Annotated in this window: 13 protein-coding genes and 1 pseudogene; 10 read left to right on the top strand and 4 right to left on the bottom strand. The window is 72.5% G+C overall.

Features of this window, described 5'->3' with window-relative positions:
* Window positions 1-20: 20 nt before the first annotated feature.
* A pseudogene (locus F0L68_RS39980) lies at window positions 21-218 on the bottom strand (DUF6010 family protein); the annotation flags it as partial.
* 714 nt (window positions 219-932) lie between these two features.
* Here F0L68_RS39980 and clpB point away from each other — a divergent pair.
* The 8 genes from clpB (at window position 933) to F0L68_RS39940 (ending at window position 8,685) form a co-directional block, all read left to right on the top strand.
* On the top strand, window positions 933-3,515 hold the full coding sequence (gene clpB, locus F0L68_RS39975; protein ID WP_149855134.1) for an ATP-dependent chaperone ClpB: 2,583 nt from the start codon (window positions 933-935) through the stop codon (window positions 3,513-3,515).
* A 136-nt stretch (window positions 3,516-3,651) separates the two neighbouring features.
* Window positions 3,652-4,350 carry a TtfA family protein gene (locus F0L68_RS39970; RefSeq protein WP_149855133.1) on the top strand — a complete coding sequence of 233 codons (699 nt, stop codon included), beginning with the start codon at window positions 3,652-3,654 and terminating at the stop codon, window positions 4,348-4,350.
* Window positions 4,351-4,376: 26 nt separating this feature from the next.
* Window positions 4,377-5,156 carry an SDR family NAD(P)-dependent oxidoreductase gene (locus F0L68_RS39965; protein WP_149855132.1) on the top strand — a complete coding sequence of 260 codons (780 nt, stop codon included), beginning with the start codon at window positions 4,377-4,379 and terminating at the stop codon, window positions 5,154-5,156.
* 43 nt (window positions 5,157-5,199) lie between these two features.
* A complete protein-coding gene (pyrE, locus tag F0L68_RS39960; protein WP_149855139.1) occupies window positions 5,200-5,748 on the top strand; it encodes an orotate phosphoribosyltransferase in 549 nt (182 codons plus the stop codon).
* A 43-nt stretch (window positions 5,749-5,791) separates the two neighbouring features.
* Window positions 5,792-6,448, top strand: coding sequence for a hypothetical protein (locus tag F0L68_RS39955; RefSeq protein WP_149855131.1), 657 nt, complete (start codon window positions 5,792-5,794; stop codon window positions 6,446-6,448).
* Between the two features lie 81 nt (window positions 6,449-6,529).
* A complete protein-coding gene (locus F0L68_RS39950; protein ID WP_149855130.1) occupies window positions 6,530-6,916 on the top strand; it encodes a DUF2784 domain-containing protein in 387 nt (128 codons plus the stop codon).
* Window positions 6,876-7,526, top strand: coding sequence for a TrmH family RNA methyltransferase (locus F0L68_RS39945; protein WP_149855129.1), 651 nt, complete (start codon window positions 6,876-6,878; stop codon window positions 7,524-7,526). Before F0L68_RS39950 ends, F0L68_RS39945 begins: the two co-directional genes overlap by 41 nt.
* Before the next feature lie 82 nt (window positions 7,527-7,608).
* A complete protein-coding gene (locus F0L68_RS39940; RefSeq protein WP_149855138.1) occupies window positions 7,609-8,685 on the top strand; it encodes a glycoside hydrolase family 76 protein in 1,077 nt (358 codons plus the stop codon).
* A 170-nt stretch (window positions 8,686-8,855) separates the two neighbouring features.
* Here F0L68_RS39940 and F0L68_RS39935 read toward each other — a convergent pair whose 3' ends face one another.
* Window positions 8,856-9,836, bottom strand: a complete 981-nt coding sequence (locus F0L68_RS39935) for a LacI family DNA-binding transcriptional regulator (protein WP_149855128.1) — start codon at window positions 9,834-9,836, stop codon at window positions 8,856-8,858.
* 125 nt (window positions 9,837-9,961) lie between these two features.
* Here F0L68_RS39935 and F0L68_RS39930 point away from each other — a divergent pair, with 125 nt between their 5' ends.
* Complete coding sequence (locus F0L68_RS39930; RefSeq protein ID WP_149855127.1) at window positions 9,962-10,834, top strand: PfkB family carbohydrate kinase; 873 nt, start codon at window positions 9,962-9,964, stop codon at window positions 10,832-10,834.
* A complete protein-coding gene (locus F0L68_RS39925) occupies window positions 10,819-11,538 on the top strand; it encodes a nucleoside/nucleotide kinase family protein (RefSeq protein WP_149855126.1) in 720 nt (239 codons plus the stop codon). Before F0L68_RS39930 ends, F0L68_RS39925 begins: the two co-directional genes overlap by 16 nt.
* 10 nt (window positions 11,539-11,548) lie before the next feature.
* Here the strand turns inward: F0L68_RS39925 and F0L68_RS39920 are convergent, their stop codons facing one another.
* Window positions 11,549-11,935, bottom strand: coding sequence for a heat shock protein transcriptional repressor HspR (locus F0L68_RS39920; protein ID WP_149855137.1), 387 nt, complete (start codon window positions 11,933-11,935; stop codon window positions 11,549-11,551).
* A 68-nt stretch (window positions 11,936-12,003) separates the two neighbouring features.
* A complete protein-coding gene (dnaJ, locus tag F0L68_RS39915; protein ID WP_149855125.1) occupies window positions 12,004-13,197 on the bottom strand; it encodes a molecular chaperone DnaJ in 1,194 nt (397 codons plus the stop codon).
* Window positions 13,198-13,214 lie beyond the last annotated feature (17 nt).

Below are 13,214 nucleotides of genomic sequence, written 5' to 3'. Positions count from 1 at the left end.
ACCCGCAAACTTCACGGCCTTGACTCTAGCCCCCGGTAGGCCACGTAGGTCATCGCGGCGCAGAACACCAGCTCCCACGGCCCGAGCCCGCCGCCGGACGCGTACGCCGCCCCGGCCCCCGCGACCATCAGCGCGTTGAACCGCAGCCGCTGTGGCTCCGCGATCAGGGAGCTGAGCAGGACATAGACCAGGCCGGTCATTATCGCCAGCAGCACCATCATGATCACCAACGGTAGGAACCGACCAGGAGCCACACCACCGGACTCCGCGCCAGATCGCACCGGATTCCCGCCAACCCCGGCCCACCAGCCTCAAACCCTCGGCCCACCAACCCCCGGACGACAGGCCCACCCACCTGCAAAGACACCCCACCCACCTCGGGGGCCTGCCCTGTGCCAGCCTAGTCACCGCCCGCGCCGCGCGTCGGCGAGAGACGGCACGCTGTGGACAATTGGGCACGTTGTGGATAACTCGACCGCAGCTCGCTACCGCGCTCCCGCAAGGACCATCACGCGAGCACCGCGACCCATCGCCACCCACCGCTCACCCGTCGCTCACCCACCGCCACCCTCCGCCACCCGTCGCACGCCGCACGCCGCACGCCGCACGCCGCACGCCGCCACCCACTGTCACCCGTCGCCCGCTGTCACCCGTCGCCCGCTGTCACCCGTCGCCCGCTGTCACCCGTCGCCCACCTGTCGCCCATCCACCGCCACCGCCCACCCACCGCCCACCCACCGCCCACCCACCGCCCACCCACCGCCCACCCACCGCCCACCCACCGCACCCGCACCCGTGTCCAGGGTCACAGCCTGACGGCATAGTTGAGCGGAACACGCTCAACTTTTCTGACGTTGTGCAGGATGACGGGACCTACGCCAGGCTGTTGCGCGGGTCCTACCGTCCTGGACAACGGCTGATGAGGTGAGGGGATGGACGCTTTCAACCCGACCACGAAGACCCAGCAGGCGGTCTCGTCGGCGGCGCAGGCCGCCACGGTGGCCGGCAATCCCGATGTCGGGCCCGCACACCTGTTGGGCGCGCTGCTCGCGCAGGGCGATGGGCTGACCGCCCCGCTGCTGTCCGCGGTCGGGGCCGATCCCGCGCAGGTGCACAAGGAGCTCGAGCAGATCGTCAGGGGCCTGCCGGCGGCCAGCGGCTCGACGGTGTCCGCCCCGCAGCTGTCCCGCGACGCCGTCCGCGTGCTCACCAAGGCCCAGCAGCTCGCGACCGAGATGGGCGACGAGTACGTCTCCACCGAGCACCTGCTCGTCGGTCTCGCCGAGCACGGCGGCCAGGTCGCCGACCTGCTGCGCCGGCACGGCGCCACCCCGGACGCACTGCGCGAGGCGTTCAGCAAGGTGCGCGGCTCCGCCAGGGTCAGCAGCCCCGACCCCGAGGGCACCTACCGCGCGCTGGAGAAGTACGGCATCGACCTCACCGAGCGCGCCCGCAAGGGCGAACTCGACCCGGTGATCGGCCGCAACGCCGAGATCCGCCGCGTCGTGCAGGTGCTGTCCAGGCGGACCAAGAACAACCCCGTGCTGATCGGCGAACCCGGCGTCGGCAAGACCGCGATCGTCGAGGGCCTCGCCCAGCGGGTCGTCGCCGGCGACGTGCCGGAGTCCCTGCGCGGCAAGCGGGTCGTCTCGCTCGACCTCGGCGCGATGGTCGCCGGCGCGAAGTTCCGCGGCGAGTTCGAGGAGCGGCTCAAGTCCGTGCTCAAGGAGATCACCGACTCCGAGGGCCAGGTGATCACCTTCATCGACGAGCTGCACACCATCGTCGGCGCTGGCGCGACCGGTGAGGGCGCGATGGACGCCGGTAACATGATCAAGCCGATGCTGGCCAGGGGCGAGCTGCGGATGGTCGGCGCGACCACGCTGGACGAGTACCGCGAGCACATCGAGAAGGACCCCGCGCTGGAGCGGCGCTTCCAGCAGGTCCTGGTCGGCGAGCCGAGCGTCGAGGACACCATCGGCATCCTGCGCGGCCTCAAGGAGCGGTACGAGGTGCACCACGGCGTGCGCATCACCGACGCCGCGCTGGTCGCCGCCGCCGCCCTGTCCGACCGCTACATCACCGCGCGTTTCCTGCCGGACAAGGCGATCGACCTCGTCGACGAGGCCGCGTCCCGGCTGCGCATGGAGATCGACTCGCGGCCGGTGGAGATCGACGAGGTCGAGCGGGCGGTCCGCCGCCTGGAGATCGAGGAGATGGCGCTGGCCAAGGAGAGCGACGCCGCCTCCGTCGACCGGCTCGCCGCGCTGCGCGCCGAGCTCGCCGAGCAGCGCGAGACGCTGGCCGCGCTGACCGCGCGGTGGCAGAACGAGAAGGGCTCCATCGAGCGGGTCCGCGAACTCAAGGAGCAGCTGGAGCAGCTGCGCGGCGAGTCGGAGCGGGCCGAGCGCGACGGCGACCTCGGGCGCGCCGCCGAGCTGCGCTACGGGAAGATCCCCGCCATCGAGAAGCAGCTGGAGGACGCGACCAGGTCCACCCAGGACGCGGCCGTGATGCTCAAGGAGGAGGTCGGGCCCGACGACGTCGCCGACGTGGTCAGCGCCTGGACCGGCATCCCCGCTGGCCGGCTGCTCGAGGGCGAGACCACCAAGCTGCTGCGGATGGAGGACGAGCTGGCCACGCGCGTCGTCGGCCAGGCGGAGGCGGTCCGCGCGGTCTCCGACGCGGTGCGCAGGACCAGGGCCGGGGTCGCCGACCCCGACCGGCCGACCGGGTCGTTCCTGTTCCTCGGGCCGACCGGTGTCGGCAAGACCGAGCTGGCCAAGGCGCTGGCGGAGTTCCTGTTCGACGACGAGCGGGCGATGATTCGCATCGACATGAGCGAGTACTCCGAGAAGCACTCGGTGGCCAGGCTCGTCGGCGCGCCGCCCGGCTACGTCGGCTACGACCAGGGCGGCCAGCTCACCGAGTCGGTGCGCCGCAGGCCCTACTCCGTGGTGCTGTTCGACGAGGTGGAGAAGGCCCACCCCGACGTGTTCGACGTGCTGCTCCAGGTGCTCGACGACGGCAGGCTCACCGACGGCCAGGGCCGCACGGTGGACTTCCGCAACACCATCCTGGTGCTCACCTCGAACCTCGGCTCGCAGGCCATCGCCGACGCCAACCTGAACGAGCGGGAGCGCTCGGACGCCGTGATGGCCCAGGTCCGCACGCACTTCAAGCCGGAGTTCCTCAACCGGCTGGACGACGTGGTCGTGTTCCACGCGCTGGCCACCGAGGAGCTGACCTCCATTGTGGACATTCAGGTCGCCAAGCTGGCCAAGCGGCTCGCCCAGCGGCGGCTGACCCTCGAGGTCACCGCGTCGGCGCGGGACTGGTTGGCGCTCAACGGGTTCGACCCGGTCTACGGGGCGAGGCCGCTGCGGCGGCTGGTGCAGTCCGCCATCGGCGACCAGCTCGCCAAGGAGCTGCTGGCCGGCGAGATCCGCGACGGCGACACCGTGCGGGTCGACGTCGTCGACGACAACTCCGGCCTGATCGTCGGGCGCGCCTGACCGGTTCGCCCGAACCGTCCCGACCCGCCCCGGCGCACCCCGCGCCGGGGCGGTCGGCGTTCCCGGCGGCAAACGCGTGGGGAAATCGTCCCAAGTGATCTTCGTTGTGGGCGTCCGGCCCGCTACTCTCGCACTCGTGGACGTACCTGCGTGGGTCTGGTTCACCATCACCGCGGTAGCGGGCGTGGCGGGCTTCGCGCTGCTCGCGACAGACCGCGCGCAGCGCACCGCGCGGAACCGGGAGCGGCGCAGGTGGGCCGCCCTGCGCGGGTGGCAGTTCGAGGAGACCGACCAGGTGCTGCCCACCCGGTGGGAGAACGGCGCGATCGCCTACTACGGCACCGGGACCGCCCGCGACGTCGTCGCGGGGTCCACCTTCACCGCGGACGGCCGCAGGCAGGTCTACGTCTTCGACCACGAGAACAACGGCAAGGTCAACTCCGTGCTGGTCGGCGTGCGCTGCCGACGGCCGCTGCCGGTCGTCGTCGAGCTGTGGCTGCCGAGCGTGCCGTTCCAGCGGGAGCAGATGCCCGACCTGCTCGGCCCGGTCGGCCAGCGCTACGCGTTCGTCTCCGACCTGACCGCCGCGCGCCGGCTGATCACCCCCGACCTGGTCGAGGCCGCCGAGGAGATCGGCGGCGACGTCACCGTGGTGTGGCTCGAAGAGGACTGGGTGATGGCCTCCGCGCCGCCCAACACGGCCCCCGCCAGGCTGGAGCGGCTGCTGCGCGACCTCGGCGAGCTGGCCGACGTGGTCGACCCGTTCGACGCCGAGGGCGACACCGGCTCAGGCGGCGAGGTCTACCGCCCCAACTTCGACCGCAAGCCGAGCTGATCGCGGTGGCCGGTACCTTGCGCGCCATGCCCATTGCGCTCGTGACCGGGCCGACCGCCGGCATCGGCGCCGCGTTCGCCCGCCGACTCGCCGCGGAAGGACACGACCTGGTCCTCGTGGCCCGCGACGAGGGACGCCTCGCCGACCTCGCCGAGGAACTGCACCGCAGGCACGGCGTCGACGTCGAGGTGCTGCCGGCCGACCTCGCCGACCCGCAGCAGCGCGCCAAGGTCGAGGAGCGGCTCGCCGACCGCGCGGCCCCGGTGGAGTTCCTGGTCAACAACGCTGGCTTCGGCACGGCCGGGGAGTTCTGGACCTCCGACGTCGAGCAGCTCCAGGCCCAGCTCGACGTCAACGTCACCAGCGTGCTGCGGCTGACCAGGGCGGTGCTGCCCGGCATGCTCGACAGGGGCAGGGGCGCGGTGGTGAACGTGTCCAGCGTCGCCGGATTCCTGCCGGGCAGGGGCTCGACCTACACGGCGAGCAAGGCGTGGGTGACCTCGTTCTCCGAGGGCATGGCCGTCGCGGTGCGCGACGCCGGCGTGCGGATCATCGCGCTGTGCCCGGGTTTCACCAGGACCGAGTTCCACCAGCGGGCCGACATCGACATGGCCAGCACCCCCGACGCGCTGTGGCTGGACGCCGACCGGGTGGTGCACGACTGCCTCGCCGACCTGCGCCGCGGCCGGGTCGTCTCGGTGCCCGGTGCGCAGTACAAGGCGATCGTCGGCCTGAGCAGGCTGGTCCCGAGGGCGCTGCTGCGACGACTCGCGACGCGCGCGGCGGGCGGCCGAGGGCGCACCTGAACGGGATGTGACAAGCTGGCGTCTCGTGCGAGATGAAGCCGTTCTGGATACCACCGCCAAGGCCGAGCTGGCCCGTCTGGTGAGCGAGCTGGCCGTGGTGCACGGCCGCGTGACGCTCTCCTCGGGAGCCGAGGCCGACTACTACGTCGATCTGCGCAGGGCGACGCTGCACCACGCGGCCGCCCCACTGATCGGCAGGCTGCTGCGGCAGCTCACCGCCGACTGGGACTACGTCGCCGCCGGCGGCCTCACCCTCGGCGCCGACCCGGTGGCCTGCGCGATGATGCACGCCGCCGCGGCCGACGGCGACGTGCTCGACGCGTTCGTGGTGCGCAAGGCCACCAAGCAGCACGGCATGCAGCGCCGCATCGAGGGCATCGAGGTCACCGGCCAGCCGGTGCTCGCCGTCGAGGACACCTCGACCACCGGCGGCAGCGTGCTGACCGCCGTGGAGGCGCTGAACGAGGCGGGCGCCAGGGTCATCGGAGTCGCTACGGTGGTGGACAGGGGAACAGGGGCCAAGGAGGCCATCGAGGCCGCCGGGCTGCCCTACCGTTACCTGCTCGACCTGGCCGACCTCGGCCTGGCGTGACCTGACCTGGCGTGACCCGACCTGATTCTGGGGGATGTCGGCTGTGATCTACGTGATCCCGGTGATCCTGGTGATCCTGGCCATCGGCGTCATCGCCGGCGTGGCGCGCCGGCGGCAGGCGCAGACGAACGCCCCGGCGTGGGCGAACGCCGTGCAGGCACTGGCCGCGCAGCTGGGCTGGGGCTACGGCACCACCGACCCGCTGATCGAACAGCGGGTGCACGACATCTACCGGATCACGGGTGCGCGGCGGCTGGGGCTCGGTGTGCAGATCACCGGGCCCCGCCGAGGCACCCACGGGCTCGCGATCGAACTGCCGGTGCTCCAGACGCAGGTCGCCTACAGCACGGTCGCGGCCTTCACCGTGGTGCTGATCCCGCGTCCCGCGCCAGGGCCCCGGCTGACGATCGCGCCGCAGGGCCTGACCTGGCTCACCGCGTTCCACGCCGACGTGCAGATCGGCGACCCGGCGTTCGACGCGCGCTTCCACGTGCAGACACCGGATCCCGCGTTCGCGCGCGCCGTGCTGCACCCTGGGCTGACCGGCCCGCTGGCCGCCGATCCCAGGCTGGGGCAGGGCGTGCTGGTCTTCGACGACCGCGAACTGGCCCTCGTCCTGCCCGGCGGGATCACCCAGGCTCCGGTGGCCGCGGCGGTCGACCTGCTGATCGACGTGAGCGCGCAGGTCCCGTGGCGGTGAGTGCCGACGACAGGGTGAAACTGGCGGAATTCGACAGGACGCGCGAGGCGAAGCGGCCTAATCTGGACCAGGGAGGTCCACATGGTCGCCCAGATGATGGTCGTGCTCGTCGTGATCCTGCACTTCGCGGCGTTGGCCTTCGTGCTGTTCGGGGGCTTCGTCGCGTGGCGCTGGCGCTGGGTGTTCTACCTGCACCTGATGTTCGCCGCGTGGGCGATCATCATCATCACGTTCCCTGCGGTCGACTGTCCGCTGACGTTGCTGGAGAACGTGTTCCGGCACGCGGCAGGCATGCCGGAGCTGCCGGGCTTCATCGACCACTACGTCACCGGCGTGCTCTACCCGGACGGCTACAAGGCGCTCGTCCAGGGCTTCGTGGTCGTGCTCATCCTGACGTCCTGGCTCGGCCTGTACGCCAGGCGGCGCGGTGAGCGACGAGCAGGGGCCCACCGAATGGGGATCGGGTGAGGCTGTCGGGGTAGGGCCGTGGCAGGGGCCGTGGCCGACCGACGAACGCTACGACCCCGAGCTGCTGGCCGACGGCGACCGCCGCAACGTGGTCGACGCGTACCGGTACTGGCGGCGCGACGCCGTCGTCGCCGACCTCGACTTGCGGCGGCACGACTTCCACGTGGCCATCGAGAACTTCCAGCACGACCACAACATCGGCACGGTCGTGCGCACCGCGAACGCGTTCGCCGCGCGCGAGGTGCACATCGTCGGTCGGCGTCGATGGAACCGGCGGGGCGCCATGGTCACCGACCGCTACCAGCACATCCGGCACCACGCGGACGTCGAGGCGCTGGTGGCGTTCGCGGCGGCCGAGGACCTCGCGCTGGTCGCGGTCGACAACACCCCGGGGTCACGTCCCGTTGAGCGCGTCGACCTGCCCAAGCGGTGCCTGCTGCTGTTCGGCCAGGAGGGCCCGGGGGTGACGGAGGAGGCGCGGGCGGCCGCCGCGCTGCTGGTGTCGATCGCGCAGTTCGGCTCGACCAGGTCGATCAACGCCGGTGTCGCCGCGGGGATCGTCATGCACACGTGGGTGCGGCAGCACGCCGACCTCGACACGGCCTGGTGACAAGATTTCCCCGGGGGAGCTTCTGTACCGGTCCAGCCCTCACCATTGAGTCGTGACCGCGCAAAGGTCGAGCCCCCGGCTGATGGCCGCACGGGCCGGGGTTGCCGAGCGGGCGGTGCAGTCGAGGCACCTGCGCCGGGTGTGGTGTGTGCCCGGCACGCTGCTTGGCGTCGCCGGGTGGCCGCCGACGCTGCCGCAGCGGCTGCACCTGCATTGGAACTACTGGTGGCAGGCGCACGTGTTGGACTGTCTCGTCGACGCCCAGCTGCGCTCGCCGACCGGCGCGCGGGCCGCGGTCGTCGCCAACTTCGTGCGCGGTGTCCACCTGCGCAACTTCGGCAGCTGGACCAACGTGTTCTACGACGACATGGCCTGGCTCGGCCTGGCGCTGGTGCGCGCGGCCAAGGACCTCGGCGTGTACCGACCCCGCGCGGAGGCCGTGATCGCCTCGGAGCTTCGCGGCGCCTGGACCGACCACGCCGGCGGCGGCATCTGGTGGCGGAAGGGCTCGGACTTCAAGAACGTGCCGGCCAACGGCCCCACCGCGATCCTGCTCGCGCGGCTCGCCGTGCACGGCGGCGAGCGGACCGACCTCCAGCGCGCCAGGTCCACCGTGGAGTGGATCGACGAGTGGCTGGTCGACCCCGACACCGGGCTGGTCTGGGACGGGCTGCACGTCGACGCCGCCGGGGTGGTGACCGACGTCGAGAAGACGATCTACACCTACTGTCAGGGCGTCTACCTCGGCGCGTGTCTTGAGCTGGCGCGGGCGGACGGCACCTCGGCGTGGCTGGACCGGGCGGAGCGCGTCATCGCCGCGGTGGCCGGGGAGCTGACCGTGGACGGCGTGCTGGTCGGGCACGGCGGCGGCGACGGCGGGTTGTTCAGCGGGATCCTGGCGCGGTACCTGGCCCAGGCGGCCGTGCTGCTGCCGGGGCTCGGCAGGCCGGAGCCTGCGCGGCTCGCGTCGGCGCTGGTGTACGACTCCGCCGAGGCGGCGTGGCGCAACAGGGGGATGGCCTCTGGCGGGCCGCTGTTCGGGCCCGACTGGTCCGTCCCGGCCGTCGAGCCAACGGGCGGGGCGCCGGAACGTGACCTGTCCGTGCAGGTCGGGGCGTGGATGGTGCTGGAGGCCGCCGCCCTGCTCGAACGCTCCTGACCAGGCCACCCGACCGACGGCCGGTCAGGTGGTGGGGTTCGGGTGGGCACTGCGACCTGTCCGTGCAGGTCGGGGCGTGGATGGTGCTGGAGGCCGCCGCCCTGCTCGAACGCTCCTGACCAGGCCACCTGACTCGCGGTCGGTCATCGTGTGGAGTTGAACCGCGAGTGTCAGCGGCAGCAGGACTGGCGGTGGATCAGCGTCGGGGGGAGCCGAACCGTCTCCGCAGGCCGGTCCGGGTCGGCGATCCTGGCCAGCAGCATGCGCACGGCGGCGCGGCCGATCCCGTCGATGGGCTGCGCCATCGTGGTCACCGGCGGGTCGACCAGGTCGGCCCAGTCCACCTCGTCGTACCCGACCACCGCGAGGTCGGTGCCGATCCGCACCCCGCGCGCCCTTGCCGCGCGCAGCAGGCCGGCGAGCACCGTGCTGTCCCCCGCGACCACCGCCGTCGGCGCCAGCAGCGGAACGTCCAGCAACCGGGGCAGGCCGGCCTCTCCGGACGCCACCAGCGCCTCATCCCACTGCAACCCGGCGCGACCGAGCCCGAGGCGGTAGCCGAGCACCCGCTCGGCCGTCGTGGCGAGCCCCTCGGCTCCGGTGATCATCGCGATCTGCCGGTGCCCGGCCTCGGCGAGGTGGCGCACCAGCGCGGACGTGGCCTGCACGTTCTCCGGCCCGACCTGGTCCAGTTCCTGGTTCACCGACAGCCGGTCCACCAGCACGGTCGGCAACCCGAGCTGCCGCAGCTCGGGCAGCACCCCCTCGCCCGCCCCGGCCGACGGGGTCAGCAGCAGGCCGTCGACCCGACGGGACCGCAGCGTGCGCACCGCGTCGTGCTCGGTCTTCGCGTCGTCGCGCGTGTTCACCAGCACCAGCGTGTAGCCGGCCTTCGCAGCCTCGTCCTCGACGGCGGCGATCAGCTCGGCGAAGTAGGGCCTGGTCACCAGCGAGATCGCCACGCCGATCGACTTGGTGCCGCCGGTGACCAGCGACCGCGCGATGGCGTCGCCGGTGTAGCCGGTGGCCTCGATCGCGGCGAGCACGCGGGTCTTGGTCTCCGGGGCGACGGCCCTGGTGCCGTTGACCACGTGCGAGACCGTGGTGATCGAGACGCCAGCGAGCGTGGCGACATCCCGCATAGTGACCATGTGCGGCTTCCTTGCTCCTCCGGCCGGCAAGCGTTTGCGCAAGCGGTTGCCGGGGACCATACCCGCGTGGGGACGCCACGCAATCAACCACACGGGAGTTCGCGGAACATGATGGGGTCGGCCACATGAACGACGTCGAGGTGGTGCTGGCCGGGCTGTGCACGGTCGACCTGGTGCAGCGCGTTGCCGAGCTGCCGGGTCCCGGCGAGAAGACCCAGTCGGCGTCCGTCGAGCTGGCCGCGGGCGGGCCTGCCGCGAACGCCGCCGTCACCGCGGCGTCGCTCGGCGCGGCAACCACCCTGCACACGGTCCTCGGCCGGCACCCGCTGGCCGGGTTCGCCCGCGACGACCTCGCCGCGCACGGGGTTCGGGTGCTCGACGCCGACCCCGAGCGCGATCGGCCGCCGCCGGTGAGCGCGGCGGCCGTGCGGGAGCGGGACGGCGAGCGGACCGTGGTGTCGCACAACGCCGCCGACGTGCTGGTCGACGCGTCGGCCGGGCTCGCCGTGACCGGGGCGGTGCTGGTGGACGGCCACCACCCTCGGCTCGCGCTCGCCGTGGCCGCAGCGGCGCGCCGCGCGGGTGTCCCGGTGCTGCTCGACGCCGGCAGCTGGAAGCCGGTGCTCGCGGACCTGCTGCCGCTGGTGGACGTGTGCGCGTGCTCGTCCTCCTTCCGGCTGCCCGACCATCCCGAGGCCGCCGCGACCGAGCGCGCCCTGCACCGGCTCGGCGTTGCGCTGGTGACCAGGACGGCGGGCGCGGCTCCGGTGCGCTGGTCGGGTCGCGACGGCGGCGCGGGCGAGCGCGCGGTGCCGAGGGTGCCGGCGCGGGACACGCTCGGGGCGGGCGATGTGTGGCACGGCGCGCTGCTGTTCGGGGTGGCGCGGCTGGGTCGGGTGCCGACGGCGGAGGATCTACCCGAGCTGATCGACGCGGCCAACGAGGTGGCGGCGCGGCGAGTGAGCCGAGTGGGGGCGCGGGCATGGCTGAGCGGGTGACGTCGGTGGCGTTCGCCGAGCTGGTGCGGCGGGCCGAAAGGCTTGCGGCGCAAGGCGAACGGCGACTGCTCGGCATCTGCGGTGCACCGGGGGCCGGCAAGTCGACGCTGGCCGCGCGGCTGGTCGGGGCGCTGCCGGGACGGGCCGCGCTGGTGGGCATGGACGGCTTCCACCTGGCGCAGCGGGAGTTGGCGCGGCTTGGCCGGGCCGACCGCAAGGGCGCCGAGGACACCTTCGACGCGGCCGGCTACCTGGAGCTACTGCTTCGGTTGCGGCGCAACGACTCCGGCGTCGTGTACGCGCCGGAGTTCCGCCGCGAGATCGAGGAGCCGATCGCCTGCGCGGTGCCGGTGCCGCCCGAGGTGCCGCTGGTGGTGACCGAGGGCAACTACCTGCTGCACTGGCCGCGCGTGCGCGCGGCGCTGGACGAGGTGTGGTTCCTCGCGCCGGACGAGGAGCTGCGGCTGCGTCGGCTCGTCGACCGGCATCGCAGGTACGGGCGCACGGCGGAGCAGGCGCGGGAGCGTGCTCTCGGGTCGGACCAGGTGAACGCAGAACTGGTGAACGCGGCGTTGGTCAACACGGGGCTGGTGAACACCGAGCCGGCGCACGCGGAACCGGCGAACCCAGAGCCTACGAACCCGGGGCAGGCGAACGGCTCGGTGGTCGAGGCCGATCTGGTGTTCGGGGAGGTTGTGTCGTAGGCCCGAAAGCTCAGCGGCGCGGTTGGGGCTTCCAGACCACGAGCGCGGTCTCGCGGCGCACGGGAACCAGGTCCCTGCGGTAGGAGGCGTGCACGGTCGCGGCGGCCTGCTCGGCGGCGACGTGCGCGGCGGCCAGCTCCTCGGTCAGCTCGAGCAGCCTGCTGCGTAGGGCGTCGACCTCGTTCTCCAGGTCGATGATCCGCTTGATGCCGGCGAGGTTGACGCCGTCTTCCTGGGACAGCCGCTGCACCTCGCGCAGCAGCACGATGTCGCGCATCGAGTAGCGGCGGCCGCCGCCGGAGGTGCGGCCTGGCGAGACCAGGCCGAGCCGGTCGTAGCTGCGCAGGGTCTGCGCGTGCAGCCCGGACAGCTGGGCGGCCACGGAGATCACGAACATCGGGGTGTCCTCGTCCGCACCTGGCGGGAACGGGAACGCGGACCCCGTCGAGCCAAGCGGTGGGATGCTCACGACGACCTCCCCTGTTCGAGCCACGCGGTCAGCTCCGCCCTCGGGTCGTGCTCGCGGGTCGCCTCGGCGTAGGCCTGCAATGCTTCCGTTGCCTTGTCGTCCAGCTTGTTGGGCACCGCGACCTGCACGGTCACCAGCAGGTCGCCGACCTGCCCGTCCCGCCGTTCGATGCCCTTGCCTCGTGCCCGAAGGACGCGTCCGCTCGGGGTGCCGGGCGCGACCTTCAATGTCACCTTGCCGTCCAGCGTCGGCACCGTCAACGTGGTGCCGAGCGCCAGTTCGGGGAAGGTCACCGGCACGGTGATCGTCAGGTCGTTGCCGGACCGCCCGAAGAACTGGTGCGGGTTGACGTGCACCCGCACGAACAGGTCGCCGGCCGGCGCGCCGTTGCGGCCCGGTTCTCCTTGCCCGGCAAGGCGAATGCGCTGCCCGTCGTCGACCCCGGAGGGCACCCGGACGGTCAGCGTCCTGGTCTTGGTGCTGACGCCCTCGCCCGCGCACTCCGGGCAGGGGTCGTCGATGATCCGGCCGGTGCCCCGGCAGTCGCGGCACGGCTCGCTGAACGCGAACGCGCCCTGGCTGCGGGTGACCAGGCCCGCGCCGTTGCAGGTGGCGCAGGTGCGCGGCGAGGTGCCCGGCTTCGCGCCGGAACCGTGGCAGGTGCCGCAGGTCGCCGGGCTGGACAGGCGCAACGGCACGGTGGCTCCCCGCACGGCCTCGGTGAAGTCGATGCGGATGTCGGTCTCGACGTCCTCGCCCCTGCGGGGCCGGTTCGCCGACGCGGTCGTGCTGCCGCGCCGGTTGAACAGCCCGCCGAGCAGGTCGCCGATGCCGCCAGCGCCCGCGCCGCCGCCCGATGACGCCGCGCCGGCGCCCGCGCGGTTGAACAGGTCGCCGATGTCGAAGCCGCCGGACCCGCCGCCGAACCCGCCACCGCCGAAGCCGCCACCGCCGCCGAACAGCCTGCGGGCCTCGTCGTACTGCTTGCGCTTGGCCGTGTCCGACAGCACGCCGTAGGCCTCGGACACGGCCTTGAACCGCGCCTCCGCCTTGCTGTCGCCCGGATTCGCGTCCGGGTGCAGCTCCCTGGCGAGCTTGCGGTACGCCTTCTTGATCTCGTCGGCCGACGCGTCGGAGGAGACGCCCAGCTCGCGGTAGAAGTCCTTTTCGATCCAGTCCCTAGCGCTCACCGGACGTCTCCTCCTTT

Source organism: Solihabitans fulvus, assembly GCF_008386585.1.
GTDB classification, from domain to species: Bacteria; Actinomycetota; Actinomycetes; order Mycobacteriales; family Pseudonocardiaceae; genus Solihabitans; species Solihabitans fulvus.
This window is presented reverse-complemented; position numbering and strand designations above follow the sequence as displayed.